15 protein-coding genes and 1 pseudogene are annotated in these 20,300 nt (G+C 41.4%); 6 read left to right on the top strand and 10 right to left on the bottom strand.

The annotated features are described in order from the left end of the window. Positions 1 to 80: 80 nt before the first annotated feature. The 3 genes from acsF to H6G18_RS20495 form a co-directional block, all read right to left on the bottom strand. Positions 81 to 1,115, bottom strand: a complete 1,035-nt coding sequence (gene acsF / locus H6G18_RS20505; RefSeq protein ID WP_190408946.1) for a magnesium-protoporphyrin IX monomethyl ester (oxidative) cyclase — start codon at positions 1,113 to 1,115, stop codon at positions 81 to 83. A 188-nt stretch (positions 1,116 to 1,303) separates the two neighbouring features. After that, entirely contained in the window at positions 1,304 to 2,521 is a 1,218-nt protein-coding gene (locus H6G18_RS20500; RefSeq protein WP_190408945.1) for an ABC transporter permease, read from the bottom strand. Further along, positions 2,518 to 3,984: an efflux RND transporter periplasmic adaptor subunit gene (locus H6G18_RS20495; RefSeq protein ID WP_190408944.1), complete on the bottom strand. Its 1,467-nt coding sequence runs from the start codon at positions 3,982 to 3,984 to the stop codon at positions 2,518 to 2,520. The genes H6G18_RS20500 and H6G18_RS20495 overlap by 4 nt, the downstream gene beginning before the upstream one ends. 578 nt (positions 3,985 to 4,562) lie before the next feature. Here H6G18_RS20495 and H6G18_RS20490 point away from each other — a divergent pair. Together H6G18_RS20490 and H6G18_RS20485 are read left to right on the top strand one after the other, a co-directional pair. After that, entirely contained in the window at positions 4,563 to 5,048 is a 486-nt protein-coding gene (locus tag H6G18_RS20490; protein WP_190408943.1) for an allophycocyanin, read from the top strand. Between the two features lie 54 nt (positions 5,049 to 5,102). Continuing rightward, positions 5,103 to 5,282 carry a high light inducible protein gene (locus H6G18_RS20485; RefSeq protein ID WP_190408942.1) on the top strand — a complete coding sequence of 60 codons (180 nt, stop codon included), beginning with the start codon at positions 5,103 to 5,105 and terminating at the stop codon, positions 5,280 to 5,282. A gap of 493 nt (positions 5,283 to 5,775) precedes the next feature. On the opposite strand, the gene H6G18_RS20480 is transcribed toward H6G18_RS20485, so the two are convergent. From H6G18_RS20480 to H6G18_RS20465, 4 genes are all read right to left on the bottom strand, one after another. After that, complete coding sequence (locus H6G18_RS20480) at positions 5,776 to 6,450, bottom strand: ABC transporter ATP-binding protein (protein ID WP_277875620.1); 675 nt, start codon at positions 6,448 to 6,450, stop codon at positions 5,776 to 5,778. A 106-nt stretch (positions 6,451 to 6,556) separates the two neighbouring features. Beyond that, positions 6,557 to 7,828, bottom strand: coding sequence for an ABC transporter permease (locus tag H6G18_RS20475; protein ID WP_190408941.1), 1,272 nt, complete (start codon positions 7,826 to 7,828; stop codon positions 6,557 to 6,559). 18 nt (positions 7,829 to 7,846) lie between these two features. Further along, positions 7,847 to 9,391: an efflux RND transporter periplasmic adaptor subunit gene (locus H6G18_RS20470; RefSeq protein ID WP_190408940.1), complete on the bottom strand. Its 1,545-nt coding sequence runs from the start codon at positions 9,389 to 9,391 to the stop codon at positions 7,847 to 7,849. A gap of 265 nt (positions 9,392 to 9,656) precedes the next feature. After that, positions 9,657 to 10,049, bottom strand: coding sequence for a hypothetical protein (locus tag H6G18_RS20465; RefSeq protein WP_190408939.1), 393 nt, complete (start codon positions 10,047 to 10,049; stop codon positions 9,657 to 9,659). A 408-nt stretch (positions 10,050 to 10,457) separates the two neighbouring features. On the opposite strand from H6G18_RS20465, the pseudogene H6G18_RS20460 reads away from it, so the two are divergent. Together H6G18_RS20460 and H6G18_RS20455 are read left to right on the top strand one after the other, a co-directional pair. After that, positions 10,458 to 12,452: pseudogene (locus tag H6G18_RS20460) on the top strand (protein-arginine deiminase family protein). A 139-nt stretch (positions 12,453 to 12,591) separates the two neighbouring features. Further along, positions 12,592 to 13,464, top strand: coding sequence for a tetratricopeptide repeat protein (locus tag H6G18_RS20455; protein WP_190408938.1), 873 nt, complete (start codon positions 12,592 to 12,594; stop codon positions 13,462 to 13,464). A 236-nt stretch (positions 13,465 to 13,700) separates the two neighbouring features. Here H6G18_RS20455 and H6G18_RS20450 read toward each other — a convergent pair whose 3' ends face one another. Continuing rightward, positions 13,701 to 14,105 (bottom strand): response regulator, encoded by a 405-nt coding sequence (locus H6G18_RS20450; protein WP_190408937.1) that lies wholly within the window; start codon positions 14,103 to 14,105, stop codon positions 13,701 to 13,703. A 227-nt stretch (positions 14,106 to 14,332) separates the two neighbouring features. Between H6G18_RS20450 and gyrA the strand changes: the two genes are divergently transcribed. After that, positions 14,333 to 16,840, top strand: a complete 2,508-nt coding sequence (gyrA, locus tag H6G18_RS20445) for a DNA gyrase subunit A (RefSeq protein WP_190408936.1) — start codon at positions 14,333 to 14,335, stop codon at positions 16,838 to 16,840. Positions 16,841 to 16,905: 65 nt separating this feature from the next. On the opposite strand, the gene H6G18_RS20440 is transcribed toward gyrA, so the two are convergent. Beyond that, positions 16,906 to 18,603 (bottom strand): potassium channel family protein, encoded by a 1,698-nt coding sequence (locus H6G18_RS20440; RefSeq protein WP_190408935.1) that lies wholly within the window; start codon positions 18,601 to 18,603, stop codon positions 16,906 to 16,908. A gap of 295 nt (positions 18,604 to 18,898) precedes the next feature. Here H6G18_RS20440 and H6G18_RS20435 point away from each other — a divergent pair, with 295 nt between their 5' ends. After that, positions 18,899 to 19,651: an ABC transporter ATP-binding protein gene (locus tag H6G18_RS20435; RefSeq protein ID WP_190408934.1), complete on the top strand. Its 753-nt coding sequence runs from the start codon at positions 18,899 to 18,901 to the stop codon at positions 19,649 to 19,651. A 201-nt stretch (positions 19,652 to 19,852) separates the two neighbouring features. Here the strand turns inward: H6G18_RS20435 and H6G18_RS20430 are convergent, their stop codons facing one another. Continuing rightward, positions 19,853 to 20,191: a four helix bundle protein gene (locus H6G18_RS20430; RefSeq protein WP_190408976.1), complete on the bottom strand. Its 339-nt coding sequence runs from the start codon at positions 20,189 to 20,191 to the stop codon at positions 19,853 to 19,855. Positions 20,192 to 20,300 lie beyond the last annotated feature (109 nt).

Here is a 20,300-nt window from a genome sequence, read left to right as displayed (position 1 = left end):
GCATTAAGAAAAAAGGTAAGGGTGATTGTTTTTTGCTAATTCCCAACCGTAAAAAGCATTAATACATCTAGGTTAATCTTTTAAGCAGTTCCACTACGTATTAATAGACGTAATATAACTAATAAAATAGTGGAATAATGCGGAATTTTTCTAATTAATTTTAAGAGAGTGTTCTGATTTGAAATATTGATTTTTTCATTTTCTGAAATATGCAGCAAGCAAATGTCTAATTCTTCAAACAACTGTAACTCCTCAAGATCGATAACTACAGGTAAATCTTTTCTGATAGAGTTGTTGACCTTTCTTATTGTAGACACGTAGTATTCACGAGCATCTAGCCCAAGCAATGCAAGGAGTTTATAATTACTTTTATGCTTGAAGTATGTCATACTAAAAATCAGCAGCAAAAAGAACTTGCAGACTAATCTTGCCTTCAATCCATTAGAAAGTTGTAGTTGAGATTTAATAACTGCACCAAAAAAATCTCCATGTCGATTCTCATCTTCACTCCATGATTTATAGAAGCTAAAAAGAGGATAGATGGAGTATTCAGGATGAGATTCTAAATGCTCGAAAATGGTTATGTAATAACAGCTAGAAATTCTCTCAGACAGATAGGTAGAGTAGATAAACCATGAAAAAGGTAGAAAAATATATTTTCTATGTTCTTTCTTTAGAAAACCTAATCCAGGTTTAAGATGAAAATCTAATAGGGCTTTATTTAGAAAACTAGCGTGACGGGCTTCATCACGAGACATCAGGGAGAATCCATCTGAAAGGACGCTGTTTGTTTCCTTAAGTTCATGTGATAATTCTTTGTATAGAAGAAATCCTGAGTACTCAGCAGCACAGTACATTTCCAGAAGTTTAACTATGAGTTCTCGCGCCTCACCTTGAATGTGATCCCAAGACTGATCAAATCTCTCGTCACGTATATACTTATCTTTAGTGTAGTCGTTCTTTAGATTGGTGATAGCAGTAGTAAAGACTCCTTGAAAACTTGAGGTATCAGTACTAGAAAGTTTCCCGATGTTAGTTGTATAAAATCCTGGGAAAATGAGAGTTTCTTTCGCTAAAACCTCAGTGTTGGACTGTGTGTTTTCAACATATTCCATATTCTAAATCTTCTATTAAATGTCAGTTTCGATACTACTTCAAGAGAAACGAAAATCTTGAAACAGACCCACATCCAGAAACCCTTGTCAAGCCAGTATTTTTCAATTGCGAATTGCGTCGGCGTTAGCCTTTCCTACGGAACGCTACCGTGTTCACCGCTTGCGGTATTGCGAATTGTAAATTGGTATTACGCACTTCTTAAAGCCACGATGGGATCGAGTTTAGCCGCACGACGGGCGGGAACTACGCCAAAAAATAAGCCGATCGCACCGGAAACACTAACAGCCGTAGCAATGGCTACTGGAGAAATGGCTGCTTCTAAGGGTGTGAAAGCTGCAACTAACATGATGCCACTGACACCAACGCCAGTCCCAACTAAGCCACCAATGGCAGATACAATCACGGATTCAATCATAAATTGCAACAAAATATCCTGTTCTGTTGCGCCGATAGCTTTACGCAGCCCGATTTCTTGGGTACGTTCGGTGACGGAGACGAGCATAATATTCATGATACCGATGCCACCAACAAATAAGGATATGCCAGCGATCGCTGCTAACATAATTGTCAATGCACCTGTGATCTGTCCGACTGTTTGCAAGGCATCTTTTTGAGTCCTGATGGTAAAGTCGTCTTCACCTGTGATTTTGTGTCGTTGTCGCAGCAAGTTAGTAATTTGAAAGACTGCTGCATCTACACTTTCGGCATTCTTCGCTGAGGCGACGATAAAAGTCAACTCCAAGCCGTAGGGAGAAGTGCGTCCAATAATGCGGTTTGCTGCTGTGATTACGGGTATCATTGCCGCATCATCATAATCAACACCAAGGTTTGAACCTTTGCCTTCCAATACACCAATGACTTGAAAGCTGGTATCTTTTATGCGTAACTGCTGGCCTACAGGATTAGTATTACCAAAGAGTCTTCCAGCTAATTTTGCACCAACTACCGCAACCTGATTGCTGCGCTTCATATCTACATCAGTAAAAAATCGTCCTTGATCCACAGTAAAATCACGTACAACTAAAAAGTTGGGATTTGTACCAATAATATTAACGTTAGTATTTCTGTTACTGTAGGTCACTACTTGCCTACTATTTAACTCTACAGTCACGGCTGAGATAGTTGGTACTTGGGTGGCGATCGCTTCTGCATCTGCTAACACCAGAGTTTTTGGTAAGCTGTTAGAGATGCGTTGAGTGGCTTGGTTCCCTGGAATCACAAACAGCACGTTTGGCCCTAGAGATTCTAACTCTCTCTTCACATAACTCTGTCCCCCCTCACCAATGCCAATCATCGCAATCACTGAGGCGTTACCAATGACAATCCCCAACATAGTCAGGGCGCTACGCAGTTTATTCGACAGCAGAGTTTTCCCTGCCATTTGCACGCTTTCTAAGAAGTTCATTGATTTGCTTTCTCTTTGGCCTGTTGGATTTTGTAGTCTTGGGGTAAGTCAACAAACACGCGATCGCCTTGATTTACGCCTGATAAAACTTGAGTTTGGTCTTCGATTTGTGCGCCTACTGTGACTTCTCGAAACTGGGGTTTATTGTTGGTATCTGGCACTAAAACACCTGTTTTACCATTTTCGGTGACAATAGACACAGTTGGTAATACTAAAGCATCACTGACGCGATCGCCCAAAAAGGTCAAATCTACATTCAAGCCAGATCGCAGTTTATCTATTCCCGTATCAATAGCCACCCGTACTTGAAAGGATGTCACACCTTGTTCAATTACCGCTTCCGGCGCAATTAAACGGACACGACCTTGAAAAACTTGATCAGGATAGGCATCTGCGACAATTTCCACTTGCTGTCCTTGTTTGATGCGGCCAATATCAGTTTCTGGGACTTGCGCCAGTATTTCTACGCCTCGTGCTACAGCCACAATGGAACTAGAAGTAGCTGATGCACTGCTTGAGGCTGAGGTTGTAGGCGTAACAAAAGCACCGATATTCGAGTATTTCTGAGTGACTATACCAGAGAAGGGAGCGCGAATTACTGTTTCGGATAGCCTAACATTAGCTGCTGCTAACTGTGCTTGGGCAGCTCTCAGTGCGGCTTGACGTTGGGCGATTTCTTCAGGACGACTACCTTCTTGTAAAAGCACTAGTGCTGCCCTTGCTTCAGTTACAGCTGCTTCTTTCGCTGAGATAACTTCGCTACGAGTACCACTTTGCAGCAACGACAATTGTTTTTGCGCCTCTGCTAAATTAGCTCTAGCACTTTTATCTTCACTGATGGCTTGATCGAGTAATTGTTTTCTCTCTGCACCTTGATCGTAAAGGTATTGATAACGTTTTACCTGTTCAGCCGTGTAATTCACCCTGGCTTGAGCTGCATCAACTTGGGCTTCGACTTTGGCAATTTCTTGGGGGCGATTACCAGCTACAGATTCGGCTAACTGGGCTTGTACTTGTGCTAGACGTGCCTTGGATTGAGCAATTTCTTGGGGACGATTCCCCGCCTTAGCTTGATCCAACTGGGCTTGAGATTGAGCTACATTGGCACGATATTGAGCAATTTGGGCTTCGATATCACCCACATCCATCCGGGCAATAATTTGTCCTTGCTCCACGCGATCGCCTTGTTCGACATATAATTGCGCCAGGACACCAGGATTTTTCGGACTAATATTCACACTCTGAATCGGCACAACCTTACCACTAGCAGTAATTCTGATGGTGACGTTCTTGGTTTCCACCGGAACTGTTAGTTGTGTCACATCTTGTTTATTGTTTCCCGGCTGAAAAATCTTATAAGTTGTTACACTTACTACCAATACACCAGCTGTTATCAATCCCATTAGCCAACGTGTGGGGTATTTAATTTTACCAATAATCGGAACTTCTATATATGCAATCATAAGTAGCAACCTATTAACTTTGGTTCGGGGAGTGGTCTGGTTATGAGAAACAAAAGTCAGAAAATAAATATTTATTCAAATCCCATGAATAGACGAGTAAGAGGTGATATGGTTGCCGATTTATCTTAATTCTAGCCTTTAGTATATTTATATGCCTGAAACTTAATGGGTGAAATCGTCAGATGACAAACCAACTGCACAAGCTACCCCATAGTTGCAGTTCCCTAATTGAGGTAAAAACTCAAGGGGAAATATTGTTACTAGCACACAGAAGAAATCTCGGTCTATAATAGAAATAGAAAACCAGCGAAAACGCTACACATAGTGAGGCAGCCGATATGGATGCCAATGAAGCTTTAAGGCGATATGCAGCCGGGAAAAAAATTTTAGGCAAGCAAACCTCAAAGAAATCAGCCTCATTCAAGCCAATTTGAGGGAATAAAGTTTTACTAGAGCCAATGTTGGCTAATCAGATACATAAGTGACTCACAAATAGGTAATGCGCCTCTGGGTTTACCCAATCTAGGGGAGCAAACATAAATTCATTAATTCATTTTTTTTGCAGGAGTATTCTATTAATGAGTCTGATCATAAAGTCGATTCTCAATGCGGACGCTGAAGCACGCTATCTTAGCCCTGGTGAGATTGAGCAGATCAAGAGGTTCGCCACAACTGCTGGGAGTCGTCTCCGCCTAGTTCAAGTTTTAACAGAGAACAGAGAGCGCATTGTTAAGCAATCTGGAAACCAACTATTTCAGAAACGCCCAGATATTGTTTCACCTGGTGGTAACGCCTATGGTCAAGAAATGACTGCAACTTGCTTGCGGGACATGGATTACTACCTACGTTTAATCACATACAGTATTGTAGCCGGTGATTCTACGCCAATTCAAGAAATTGGGGTCATTGGTGTCCGCGAAATGTATAGATCCCTCGGTACTCCGATTGAGGCTGTTGCAGAAAGTATCCGTGCAATGAAGAATGTTGCCATGTCAATGATTTCTGTTGAAGACAGTAGTGAAGTTAATAATTACTTCGACTACCTAATCGCTGCTATGCAGTAAGGGATTAACAATTCAAAATTCAAAAATAACATGGAAAATTTTGGAGCATTAATTATGTCAGACACGACAAAAGCTACAAAAACAATTTCTAATAAACGCAATCTTGGGTTTTGGGGCTTTACTCATCAGTCCGAAAATTGGAATGATCGCCTAGCAATGATAGGCTTTTTAGCAGATGCTTTGATGGAAGTATTCTCCGGTCAAGGCTTTCTCCACTTTTGGAACATTTTGTAGAGGAATTATCTCTTGTAAAAGAAATTATTGGCATTGTAGTTATTTCACTTAACTTTACATTGGAGAGTAATTATGTCGAAGAAAAATGGCAATAGAGAAACCAAAAAAGCTAAGAAAGATCCTCAGAAAAAAAAGGAGAAAAAAGACCCAAATAGATATGATGGGTGATGTCTAGTAGAGATTAAGTAGGTAGACACAATTAAATATAAAATAAAGTTGTGTTCGTAGTGAGCAATTTATCGCTCTCTTGCCAGGTTGTGAAGGGCTAAAGCCCTTACTACGAACTTTTATTATTTCAGCCTTTCGTACTTATAAAAATCCTATTTGATGATTGAAAAAATCTAAGTATTTGTAGGTTGGGCAATGCCCTTTACTTTATAAATCGTCTCTTAATGTAGAAAAGCGTCTGCCTTGAAAAGTCTTACGCTCCTCTTACCTAGACGCGTAAAAGTTTTGTTAAGTCTTTCTTTTTTATTTTATACATTATATCTAATTATGATGATACTATTAAACCATCTTGAACTCGAATAACTCTCTTGGTTTGAGCAGCGATATCTGGTTCGTGAGTAACAATAACAATTGTGATTCCTTGCTGATTTAATTCTGTCAATAAACTCATCACTTCATGAGATGTTTCAGTGTCTAAAGCTCCCGTTGGCTCGTCTGCTAAAACTAAAGCTGGTCGATTTACTAAGGCGCGAGCAATAGCTACCCGTTGTTGTTGTCCACCAGAAAGTTGACTAGGGCGGTTTAAAATACGTTCTCCCAGTCCCACTTTTTTTAATGCTTCTAATGCTCTTTGACGACGTTTGTGTTTGGGTAAGTTAGCATAAACCATTGGTAGCATGACATTTTCTAAGGCTGTTGCCCGTGTTAACAAATTAAACTGCTGAAAGACAAAACCTATTCTTTGATTGCGAATATAAGCTAATTCATCATCATCATAAGTAGTCAAATTTCTACCTTCAAAAATATAGTGTCCAGCGCTAGGACGATCCAGGCATCCTAGAATATTCATGAGTGTGGATTTACCAGAACCTGATGCACCCATGATGGAAACATATTCTCCTTCCTCAATAGAAAGTTCAATTCCTTTGAGTATGGGAACGCAAACTTCTCCTAACTGGTAAGTTTTAGTAATGGATTCCATCCAAATCATTGTTGTCATAAGCAGTACTATTTTTTAACGCAGAGTAACGCGGGGATTAACATTAAGGTACACAGAGTGTTTCTCATATCAATCCACTACAAATTAATGAAGTGGTGTACTTAATTTAATCACTGCGTAAGGCGGTGATGGGATCTAGTTTGGAGGCATTTCTGGCGGGAATTACCCCGGCGATTAAACCGACGGTTAGGGAAAGAGCAAAACCGACGATGACTGATAAAATAGAAATTACAAAGGGAAATTTAAAAATAGTAGCGGCAGCAAAAGCAATGAGAATGCCAGTTCCTATACCTATACCACCGCCAACAATAGAAATGACGATCGCCTCAGCTAAAAATTGATTGAGAATGGCTGAATTAGTGGCTCCTACTGCTTTGCGAATACCAATTTCTCTGGTGCGTTCGACAACAGACACTAGCATGATATTAGCAATCCCAATACCGCCAACGACTAGGGAAATGCCAGCGATCGCTACTACCATGATTGTAAATAAACCTACCACATTAGTAAAGGTACTCACAATATCAGCTTGGTTAGTTAAACGAAAGTCGTCGGCTTGTGGTGGGTATATATTATGACGCAAGCGTAAGATATTCGTGACTTGAAATTGTGCCGCCTCTAACTGCTCTGTATTGCTAGATTTAACTAAAATTCCACTCACAGCAACGCCAGTTAGCGCATTATTCCCAACCAGACGCTTCGACATACTTGTGAGCGGGATAAATATCTGGTCATCTCTATCTGTTGGGCCTTGAGAACCTTTTGGTTCCGTAATGCCAATCACGTCATAAGCTTCTCCTTGAATGCGAATTTTCTCACCTATGGGTGTGATACCTTGCCCAAAGAGGGTTCTTTGCACTGTCGGCCCAATCACCGCAACTTGTGCAGCCGTGTTTAATTCTTCTTGGGTAAAGAATCTCCCATATTGGGGGTAAGTATTTCTTGCATCTGGGTAGTTTAAGTCTGTGCCGTAAATTGTGGTTGAGGTGTTTTCACCACCATAAACAACTTGGGCATTTCGCTGGAGGAAAGCAGAGACAATTTCGGCAGAGGGTGCTTGTTGGGCGATCGCTTTTGCATCTTCCCAAGTTAAGGTGCTAGTAGAACCTAAACCCTGGCGGACATTTCCACCTCTAGGCGCACCCGCCAAAATTTGGATGACATCTGTTCCCAATGCTTGGATTTGTTGCTCCACACTCTTCTGCACCCCTTGACCTACAGAGGTGATAGCAATGACTGAAGCAATCCCAATAATTACACCCAGCATAGTCAATCCTGTGCGTAATTTATTACTCCACAGAGTTTCAGCCGCCATCGTCAAGATTTCTAGAAACGGGACTGTACGGCTATTATCTTTTTTATAAAAAATTTTTAGCATAGTGTTGGAAAATTCAGCTTAAGGAGCAGCATTGCCCGAACGACCGCCACCACGACCGCCACCCATACCGGGGAAAATTCCGCCTCTTGGTGTAGATTGTGGTCGCATTCCTGGTGGGAAACTGAGCAAAACTCTCTCATCACCTTTTAAGCCAGATTTTACCTCAGTAAAATTATTTACCGTCGCTCCAGTTTCAATGGGAGTAAACACGGCTTGATTATTTGCACCTGAAACAAATACACCTGTGGCATTTTCTCGGCGCACAACTGCGGCTGTGGGAACTACTAAGGCATTTTCCAATTGACCAGCTTGGAAGTCTGCTGCTACATTCATCCCCGATCGCAGTAATCTTTGCGGATCAGTCAACGATACTTTGACTTGAAAACTAGTGACATTCTGCTCTACTGTGGCTTGAGCCGCAATCTGACTGACTTTACCTTCAAAAGTTTTACCAGGATAGGCATCTGCTGTAATCGTAACTCTTTGACCTAAACTGATTTTGGCAATATTTGATTCAGATAAATTAGCCACAACTTCATTTTGTGAAGCCAGAGCCAAAATAGAGGAAGAAGTTGCTGAAGAAACGGCACTTCCTGAGGTGGTTGGGGTGACAAAAGCACCGGGGTCAGCAAATTTTTGGGTAACAACCCCATCAAAAGGCGCACGCAGTATGGTGTCATTGATTTGAGCTTGGGTATTTTGCAACGAACCACGGGCAGATGTTACCTGGGCCCGCGCTACATCAATATCTTCTCTGCGGTTCCCTGCCTTCAGTAGTGCTAAAGCTTCCTGTCTTTGTCGTACCGTAGCTCTTGCTTGCTCAATATCTTCTTGGCGTGAACCCGCTTGTTGTAAAGCTAGTGCTTGTTGCGCTTCATTTACCTGGGCTTGAGCGCTATCTCGTTCTGTACGTTTTTGATTGACAGCTTGTAGAGCGATCGCTCCATCATTATAAAGTTGTTGATTACGACGTAAATCGTCTTCTACTTGATTTAAGTTTGCTTGAGCGCTGTTTAAACGTGCTTGGGCTTGAGCGATATCTTGTGGACGATTACCTGTTTCTAGCTTCCGTAAATTGGCTAACGCTTCATCTAACTGAGCCTGAGATTGACCGATATCTTGTGGACGATTGCCTGCTTGTGCCTTTTGCAAGTTGGCTTCAGCCTGTGCTAATTGCCCCTGTGCTGAGATCAATTGCCCTCGCAAGTTGGAATCATCCATGTAGGCTAATATTTGCCCTTGTTTGACAACATCGCCTTCCTTTACTAGCAGTTGTTTGAGAATGCCGGAATTTTTGGGGCTTAAATTGACTGACCGTTCAGGCTTAACCATTCCGTTGGCTGAAACTGTAATCGATAGAGTCTGCCTTTGTACAGACCGTGTCGGTACCCTGCTTCTGGCTTCTTGACGAGGACGGACTGTTACTTGGTAATAAGTAGTATAACCAATACCACCTAAAATCCCCAAGACCATCAGCCAAGACAGCCAATTAATTTTGGCTTTTTTCTTCGTCTGTGGAAGCAATACTGGTGAATCTACAGGGTGTGTTGTCTCAATTGTCATTTGCACTCCATTGTCGAAAAATATGATACAGAACCAGTTATGAATAACTAGCTCTGTATATTGGTAGCCCTGTATGTATTATGTCTAGTTATTCAAAGAAGATGTAAAAACACTGTTTTTTGTATCTTCTTCAATTCATCATGATGCAATTTATTAATTACTAGTAATTCGTCAAGGTAGCTTTGAGGGTTGCAGCCAGCACTCCAGCGCTAGAGTCAAATCTGGACTAAAATCCCCACTACAAACTTTTTTGATGCAGTATATATTAGAGTCTGACTAGAATTCCATTAGGCAGCCTAATGCTACCATCTCTTAGTCGGACTATGCTTCTAACAGGAACAATTTCTTGGCTAGGAAGAACAATATCCCCACTAGGTAATCTCCAATAACCAGGATTGCGTAGTCTGACCAATCTGTTAGCAGGAATAACTCGCCCATTAGGTAGCCTATAAGCACCGTTACCAAGTCTGACTACTCGTTGATAAACTTGTCGCTGGGGAACTCGTCGCTGATAAACTGGTTGACTATAAACTGGTCTTCTTTGGTTTACTTGCCTATTGTTATATCTACTTCCAGCATTGGCAGGGGTAGCCAAAAGCATGGGTGCAAACAGGGCGGCAGCAGCTAAAAAGATAGTTGCGCTATTTTTTTTCAACATAAAACTGATTCCTTATTTGTGCTGATGTTGCTTGCTGTTGAGGTTAAGGCGTTGGGAATTTGCCTACCTATGTCACCAATTATCAGCCAAGTAGTGAGGATTTTGTAAGTGACAAAAGTCACTAATATTTACCTAGTGATGTATGACTATAGTCATAATAATTCGTAATTATTAGTCAATTCCTAAAAATAAAAGAAAACATTTCTACTATTGCTCTCACAACCAAACATATCCGTTCTGGCGGGAGTAATCCACAGTTTAGATGTGATGAGTAGACAAATTCTCTTCCCTTGAAAATTACCTAAAAATCTCTGATAGAAAGGAGAATTATCTCTATCAGGGATGATATGACTCCAAAATCATTTATGAGAAACTATAACAGGCACAAGATTTTTATGTTCATAAATTATGAAAAGTTTATTACCCATTGAAACATCTAATACCCTACACTCACGTTCTCCACAAAAAACTAGAGATTACGAAAATATTCTAGTTGTCGGTCAGCCACTGCAAATATCCTTAAAAAATCTTGTGCCTTCTGAGGAGGCAATTGTTAGCTTCAAAACACGGGGAGAAATCGAAATTTATTCCAGCACCAAGCAACCGATTGCTATACAAACCCCCCTTCCTCTCAAGCAAGTTTCAGAGATTACCCTGCTGGCAAGAACCTTTAGTGATCAGCTAAAAGACCGTTCTTTAGAAATAACCTTTCAAGATGATACAGGTCGTCAGCTAAGTCAAGTTCGATTCAAGCTAACCTGTCTGCGAATTTGTCTAGATGTGGATGCAGATAGAGACGGAGTAATTGAAGAAAATAATTCTCATAAAGGGGATTGGCAATGGGGAATTAATGGACATGGTGCAATCCTATTAGTAAATAGCGATCGCGACCTCGTTCATTCTGATGGTAAATATGATGGCGAAGATAACTATATTCAAGGGCTGCTGGATCTGAAAGATTTTAGCTTGATGATTGTTCGCAAGGTTGGCTTAAGAGATTTACCTGCTGGATGCGAGCTTTACTTGTCAGTTGACCAAGACACAGCCAAACGTATTCGGATTTATGACGAATTAGATAGAAGTGGTTATGAGTTAATTGGGGGGAAGAGAACAAAAGCAAAAATCAGGAATACTGACAGAGACATTATTCTGGCTATTGAAGGATTAAGTTATCCCGATGTTGATTTCGATGGCATGGTGGAGATTAATTTAAATCTCGTCAAAGATGGCAAAATCATCTACAGCGATCGCGTGATTTTTCGAGTGGCTCCTTGGATGATGACTCCTAATACCTTATCTCCAATCACTGTCTTTGTTTCGCGTTTATCTAAGGGAGCTAACTAAGAATTTATTGAGGAACTGAGAAAAGTTGTTGGTAAAGCCGACGCACAACTAGATCCTGTTCCTTTTGAGTTTCATCAAGACGATCCTTGGATGCGAGACGAAATTGAAATTGGTTACACTCAAGCACCGGGACACTGCATACACGTAGTATTTGATTCGCCACGCGATCGCGGATTAGTTCACTTCGCCCAACGCAAACTATTAGGAATTGATTTTGGTTATGTAGCCCGCAAAAGCTGCTATGAACCCACAAAGTTAGACTCTTTTGGTAATCTAGAAGTTTCTCCACCAGTAACCGCAAAAGGCGTTCATTATCCCTTTGGTCGTCTGATATTTGGGGGAACACGTAAAGAAATTATGCAAAAGCCCCGGCGGATGTTAAAAGTCTTGCGAAACTTTCTTTATGCCCAAAAGATTCAAGCTCCCTTGGAAATTTTTTCTGACTGGCTCAGTGTAGGTCACATTGACGAGTTTATGACCTTTGTTCCTGCTTCTAACCCTAAAGGATTTAAACTACTTTTAGCTAGCCCTGGCAAGTGTTATGATCTGCTCAAACACTTACTAGCTCAAGGACATTCTCAGGTCTTATTACGGCAAGGAAAAAAACTTTATAACAAACCTGCTGATATTAGTGTGGCAGATGTTCTCAAGAATGAAGACTTAGCTCGTGATAACCAGCGTTTTCAAGAATATATTAACTGGAACCGAGAAGTTCTCAAAGAGGAATTAGGTTTAGCAGAAGAAGACATTATCGACATACCTGGGTTGTTTGCAGATGATGGCGATGGACGAGCCGAAACATTTTTCCCAAACATGGTCAATATGATCGTTCTCAAGCAACATCTTGCTATTCCCAAACCATTTGGACCCAAAGTAAATGATCAATGTCAATTTGAAGCTTACGTTAAAGAAATTTTAGAACCTTTGGGTTTAGTTTGTCACTTTCTTGATGATTGGGATCCTTATTTTCGGGGTGGCGGGGAAATTCATTGTGGTACTAACACAAGCCGACAACCTTTTGCCCAAAAATGGTGGGAGATCGAACCAATTAACACTTAACTGCTCACTCTCCACTGGTGCAAGAGTATCTCCATCCCCTTGGCCGCGCAAACGACTGTAACATTTACCTGCCACCTTGGGCGGAGATCGTTTAAGCTAGCTGAAAGATTATTTGATTTGTGGCTCAAAAGGCGGTAGTGTGCCTAAACACGTTAGTTTAATTTCTCTTCTGGTTGTCTGCGGTTTGTGGAGTATGCCCCAAGCAGCTCATGCACAGGCGCTGATACCTCATACATTGCAGCTAGATACAGCAAAATTGGAGAAGCAAGGGTTGAGTTTAGCCCAAGAAGCGGCTCAACTAGGACAGTTTCAACAGTATGAATTGGCTTTAGCAAGAGCAAGACTGGCTAGCCAGCTAGCTCCTGGGAATGATAAAGTTTGGTTTCTCTTGGGTGGTTTGCAATTGCAGACTAAAAACTATGATGCAGCGATCGCGTCCTTAAATAGAGCCAAAACAATCAATCCCAAGAATGGAGATGTTCTGTTTGCTTTGGGTTCGGCTAGTTTTCAGCAGAAACAATATCAAGCAGCTATTGAGCATTACCAAGCGGGTTTGAAGTTAAAACCTAACGAAGCAGACGGTTGGTTTGATTTGGGTAATGCTTACTACATGGTAGGACGATTACCAGAGGCGATCGCTCAATACAACAAAGCTGTAGCTCAAGATAAAAAGTTTTGGCCGGCAATTAATAACATCGGCTTAATCAATTACGAACAAGGTAAAGTCGATGAAGCCATTAAACAATGGCAAAATGCTGTGTCCCTTGATAAACAAGCCGCAGAACCATTACTCGCTCTAGCAGTTGCCTTGTACACCAAAGGCGATCGCCAACAAGGTTTATCTTTAGGAGAAGCCGCACTTCGCATTGATCAGCGTTATGCCGATTTAGATTTTCTCAAAGAAAATCTTTGGGGCGATCGTTTACTATCTGATACCAAACAATTCTTGGAGTTACCACGTATTCAGGCTGCTTTAGGTCAGGCAGAAAACACTCCTGCTACTAGACAGTGAAATTAGGGGTTTAGGGGTTTAGGGGTTTAGAGATGTAGGGGGTGGGTGAAATCAATAATTCATCTCATTTAAAGATACTGAGTTTGGCAAATAGTTCTTTCCCTTACACCCCTATCCGCTTATTTCCCCTTACCACTTGCTTATTAATAATATTTCATAGTACTTTTATACTATAAAATTGGGAACCATCGCCCAATCTTTTTTTGGGCGAAGAATCCTAAAAATGTCTGGAGTGTTCAGTGGTTGTCATTAGGGAGAAGAGCTATGATTTGGTCAACAAACTGCTGATGGTCTACAACAGGCTTAGAAATATAGCCATCAGCACCACTCAGTCGGAGAAAGTTCTCGCGATCGCCTTCCATAGCGTGTGCTGTTACTAAAATTACAGGTAAGTTAGCCGTTTGTGGGTCAGACTTTAACATTTGTGTAATTTTGATCCCATCAACAGATTTACCTTGGTAAACGCTTCTAGATAAAGAAACATCCATTAAAATCAGGTCTGCTTCTCCTGACTGAGCAATTTTCATGACTTCTTCTACATTTTCAGTATGTTTCACACCCAAGCCACCGCGTTTGGTCAAAATTTTAGAAAAAACACGAGCATTAATTAGATCGTCTTCGACAATCAGAACAGTTTTCATGAGAATTTTATTTATAGAGGTGATGGGGATGACAACCAGAAAAAACGTAGTTGTCTAGCTTATTTTTAGTATCAATATGCTTTCCTGTCATCAAGGATAATACTACGGCTTGTTATCTGGTGATAATCAAGATTGTGTTAGGAATTCCATTTCATCCGTTATGCTGTGTTTGCTGCCGTGTTTAGTGCCAGCGACTTTTATGTAATTCAATTTCAGGGAAAAAACTCATGGCAAAACAGTTAAACCTTCTCTCAACGGGACAGGTAATCACAACAGCCCTGCACACAGAGATGCAACGGTCTTATCTTGAATATGCCATGAGTGTGATTGTTGGCCGAGCATTACCAGATGTTCGTGATGGCTTAAAGCCAGTGCATCGGCGGATCTTGTATGCCATGCACGAACTCGGTTTGACCCCCGATAGACCATACCGTAAATGCGCTCGTGTGGTGGGGGATGTGCTGGGTAAATACCACCCTCATGGCGATCAAGCTGTTTATGATGCTTTGGTGAGGCTGGTGCAGGATTTTTCCAGTCGTTACCCTTTACTCGGTGGACATGGCAATTTTGGCAGCGTCGATAATGATCCGCCGGCGGCGATGCGTTATACAGAAACGCGTCTGGCTCCCATTAGTCATGAGGGAATGCTGACAGAAATTGGTGAAGAAACTGTAGAGTTTGTTGGTAACTTTGATAACTCCCAACAAGAGCCGACAGTATTACCTGCTCAGTTGCCGTTTTTGTTGCTCAATGGTTGTTCAGGAATTGCTGTCGGAATGGCAACAAATATTCCCCCTCATAATTTAGGGGAAATTGTTGATGGTTTGATTGCTCTCATTGACCAACCAGATTTAGCCGATGAAAAATTATTAGAGTTAATTCCAGGGCCAGACTTTCCCACGGGAGGGGAAATAGTTGGTGATGCTGGGATTCGAGAAGCATACATCACAGGTAAAGGTAGTGTTGTTTTACGGGGTGTTGCTACAGTCGAAGAAGTTCCTGGTGGCAGGGGAAGCAAACGCCGGATGGCAATTATCGTTACTGAATTGCCTTATCAGGTGAATAAGGCAGGCTGGATTGAAAAAGTGGCGGAATTAGTCAATCAAGGTCGCTTGCAAGGAATTTCCGATCTGCGGGATGAAAGCGATCGCGAAGGGATGCGCGTAGTCATTGAACTCAAACGCGATACCAACCCCCAAGAAATTCTCCAACATTTGTATCATCAAACAGCTTTGCAAACTAACTTTGGGGCAATTCTTTTAGCCATAGTTGAGGGACAACCCCGCCAGTTAAGTTTGCGGCAATTGTTGCAGGAGTTTCTCAATTTCCGAGAACACACACTCAATCGTCGCTACGGTTATGAGTTGAGTAAGGCAGCCAGTAGATTAAATACAGTCGAAGGGTTGCTCAAAGCCTTATCTAGTTTAGATGAAGTCATCGAAATTTTGCGCCGATCTGCTGATGGTAGTACGGCAAAAATTAGCTTGTGTAGCCGACTAGAGTTGAGTGAAGATCAGGCAGATGCAATTCTAGCGATGCCCTTACGTCGCCTCACCAACTTAGAACAGGAGAACTTACAACGCGAGTTTGGCGAACTGAGCGAACAGATAACTTTGTTAGAGAGGTTATTAAGCGATCGCAAGGAATTACTCAAGGCGCTGAAAAAAGAGTTGCGATCGCTCAAACGTAAATACGGCGATCCTCGACGCACTAAATTAGGTGCTAGTACTGTTGAAGAACTACCGAAAAATAAAAAGGCAAACAAACAAAACAGTTCTGTTACAGCAGATGAGGAACAAGAAAATTCTCAATCTTTAGAACCTGCGGAAGAAGCAATTTTAGAGATTACCCACCGAGGATATTTACGCCGGATTCAGCCAGGAAAAAAATCTAAGGTGGAAAATGGGTTGCTAGAACATGACTTCATTATTCAAACTAACTTAACTGACACCCACAAAGAGTTACTAGTACTTACCAATGGTGGCAAACTCTACCCTGTGAAAGTGGGAGATATTCCCCCAACCACTGGACGTTCTCCACGGGGAACACCATTGATTACCATGCTGACAAGTACAGCTCAAGGTAATCAAGAACCTGTAGTCAGTCGCTTTTTACTCCCAGAAAATTTGAATGCTCAACAATTAATTCTCTTGACTAAGCAAGGAAGAATTAAGCGCCTGTCTTTGGGAGAATTAACTAACCTGACCCGTCGTGGCATTACGATTTTAAAACTCAAAGATGATGATGAATTGCTATTTACTCAATTCAGCAAACCAGGAGAGCAGCTAATTTTAGCTAGTTCTGGGGGAAGATTGTTGAGGTTCCCAGCCAATGATGAACAACTGCCAATTATGGGTAGGACTGCTATGGGTTTACAAGCATTCCGACTGCTAAGAAATCAGCAAATGGTGGGCTGTGTTAGTTCGGCACAAGCAGAACATTTATTGTTAGTCACCCAAGAGGGATATGCTAAACGCTTGCCTGTAAATCAGATCAAGTCAGCAAATCGTGGTGATTTAGGCACACAATCCATGAAATTTGTCAATAAAACCGATACTCTCGCGGCTATGGTTGGGACAAAAGCTTCTGTGGAAGTGGCACTACTTACCAATAAAGACCGCGTAGTGCGGATACCCACAGACACAGTACCTATCTTGGGTAGAGATGGTAAAGGTGAAAGCATCCTTCAACTCAACCGCGATGAAAAAGTAATTGCGATCATCGAAGTGCGGTAGTCAGAAATTTTTCTCTGTGTTTTTGTGTTTAATTACCACAGAAACACAAAGACACAGAGAAGATATTAAAGTTGGGTATTTGCTCTACAGGCTCGTTCATCACGCCACAATTTATATAACTGGTTTGCTGGCATAGTTAAATATAAAACATCGCCTTCATTGAGGTGGGTTGCTAATAAATCCCAGCCGTGAATCCTTTGACCACTTGTTTCTACATATAAAGGCACAAAATCAGCAGACATGGCTATATCTTTCACCAAATGATCACAAAAAGGATGTGATGGTGTAATTAAAGTGGCAAAAGCTACCCAAAGTTTATCTGCTGTAATGCCGTTACCCAGGATGCGTCCCCCCAAAGCCGCCGCCGCAAATGCTGGCGCTGCCAATTCTGCTGAACTTAACACCGCCTCAAAGTCAAATACCTGTTGTGCCATCCCGGCAAAATCAGGATCGGCATAGTGGACAATTACGGGAATTTTGGGAACTAAACCTTTAGCTTTCAGGGCAATTTCTAGGTTAGTCGCATCATTATTGGTTACAGCCAACACAGCAGCAGCATGATCTATATTGCTAGTTTTAAGTATGGTGCGGAAACTTGCATCACCTTGAATTACGGGAATACCTAGCCCCCGTACAGAGTTGATATATTTATTGTTGGAGTCAGTTTCAATAACTACTATTTCATAACCACTGGTATGGAGTTGCTGGACAATTTTGCTACCAACGCCGCTTAAGCCACAGACAATATAGTGATGGCGTTGGGGAATCCGAGCAGCATCCCAAAATTGCTTGAAGCGTGTACCCAAGACAAAATCGGTGAGCATGGCATACCAAATACCAATCACAGCTGCACCAACCAGCATCATGACAACAGTGAATAATTTGATACTGTTGGAGGCATTTTCTGCTACTTTGTCATTACCACCTGCACCAGTAATCATACCTACAGAAAAATAGAGTGCATCAACCATTGATAAACTCAATTCAGTAGACATATAAGTGATTGTGGCAATTATCACTATTACTAGTAAGACGATCGCACCCACAATGACTGATTGCCCATGTTGTTGAAAATGCCGCAAACTAGTAATAACTTTGAGGCATTTTCTGATTAAGGATCTGCGAGAAGAACGGATACGGGGTTGGATACCTACAATTAAGCGATCGCCTATTCTTAACTCTTGTCCAGCCAGTACCGCAGATACCAAATTCATCTCCCCTTCTACAGGTAAATAATAAATCGGCATCCGGGCTGGATTTTCCCAGAAGTCACTTAACTTACAACCACACCACGGGTGATCTTCATCAATATATTCTTCTTGGACAGGCCAAGTCTGCTCATATAACTTGATCTGCCCGATCGCTTGATTTCCCAAAGCGGCAAAAGTAAACAATGGTGCGGCTAATCCCACCACACTCATACTTAGGTGTTCTGGCAGAGTTTGATCTAGGCGATCGCCTAAATTAGTATTGTAAAAACGGTTAATAATCCGAATATGCGGATTTAGTACCCTTGCCTGCATCATAATTGACAAATTCACCGCATCATCCGAGCCAGCAATCACTAAAGTGTGTGCTTGATGAATTCCAGCTGCTGTTAGGGTAGCAGCAGTGTGCAAATTGCCAACAATTACATCTCCTCCAGCTTCGCCAGGGATTGGTTTGTGATGAATACCGACTACAAACGCACCCTGTTGTCTCAGCAAACGGAAGATTTTATATCCAGTTCGTCCTAAGCCACATACAATAATTCGAGGTTTCATGTAACAGCAGCATGATTTACAGGTTAGGCTGCACTTTGTGTTGATTAATCAACATTGTGGCTTAATCATGCGATGCAGAACTGTAACTGAAAACACGTTAGACAAGAGGTTTTGTTGAAGTGAGAGTTGAGAGGCTGGAGGTGAGGGTAATGTAACTCATCCAGAAGAAAAGTGCTGGATGTAGATGTAGTGTTTAGAATTGGTAATAACCGATAATTGGTAATTAAAAAAAGATTTTCACCCATTACCAGTTCTTAATTGATAACTAGCAACTTAGGTTAATAACTAAATTATTATGGCAAACACTATTTCTATTACTGATTCCCTAATTCCTCATCCTGTACCTAAATCGGCAATTATTCGCCTAGAAAACATTTTTAAAATTTACGGTAGTGGAGAAACCGAAGTCAAAGCTTTGAATAATGTAAATTTGGTCATCAATGAGGGTGAGTATTGTTCAATTATGGGGCCTTCGGGTTCTGGTAAATCTACAGCGATGAATATTATTGGCTGTTTGGATCGTCCAACTGGAGGACATTATTATTTAGATAATGTGAATGTGGCACAAATGAATGATGCAGACTTGGCAAATATCCGCAACAGAAAATTGGGGTTTGTGTTTCAACAATTCCATCTTTTACCCCAATTGTCTGCCTTAGAAAATGTCATGTTACCGATGGTATATGCTGAAGTCAACCCTAATGAAAGACGCGATCGCGCTACAGAAGCTTTGATTCGTGTAGGCTTAGAAAAACGTCTTAGCAACAAACCAACTCAACTATCAGGTGGACAACAACAAAGAGTAGCGATCGCCCGTGCCATTGTTAATCGTCCCGTAGTACTCTTAGCAGATGAGCCAACAGGCGCACTTGATTCGCGTACAACCCAAGAGGTATTAGATATCTTTAGTGAATTAAATAGTAGTGGTATTACTGTAGTTATGGTGACACATGAACCAGAAGTTGCCCGTCAAACCCAACGCATTGTTTGGTTTAAAGATGGTGAAGTGGTTCACTCTAACCTGACTCCAGAAGATTTAACAGAATAATCCAGTGGCTACTCTTTCTACCTGTGGTTCCTTTACAGGTGTAGGGTTTTAATAAAGTGATGAGTTATGACTATAACACCAACCAAAAAATTATAGTTTCATCAACGCTTACACCTCTACACCCTAAACCGGGAGCAACTCAATTTTGTGAGATGCTGAAACAGCAAAAGGAGCAGGGGATGCAGGGGATGCAGGGGGGGATTAGTGATTTCTCAACCAAGGTGATGGATTATTAATCATATTTACCAAACCTGATAAAACTTGGTTGTAATTTGCATAAACTTCTCGTCCTATTTCTACATTCATGTAGTTGCATTTGACAGCAAATTCAATCCAAGTTTGGGTTTCTGCTGCTTCAGCCTCACAATCATTTAATTTAGCGATAAAAGCTGCTTCATAACGCCGTTTTCTCCATGCTTCAGCTAAATTAGCACAAACAGAACGAGAGGATCTACGAATTTGATCAGTTAACGAATATCTTTCCTCCACAGGGAATTTTTTTGATAACTCAAAAATTTTCATTGCCGCTTCAAAGGCAATTTACGCCTAATGTGAATTAAGAAAAAAGGCGGGAGAAGTAAGAAGATGAAAGTTACCAGCTTCTCAAATCAAACTTCCCCCATGACTAGCATAAACTTTGGAACGCTAT

The organism is Anabaena subtropica FACHB-260, assembly GCF_014697105.1.
Classification (GTDB): Bacteria; Cyanobacteriota; Cyanobacteriia; order Cyanobacteriales; family Nostocaceae; genus Trichormus; species Trichormus subtropicus.
The sequence above is the reverse complement of the archived record's forward strand: the minus strand, read 5'-3'. Positions and strand labels throughout refer to the sequence as shown.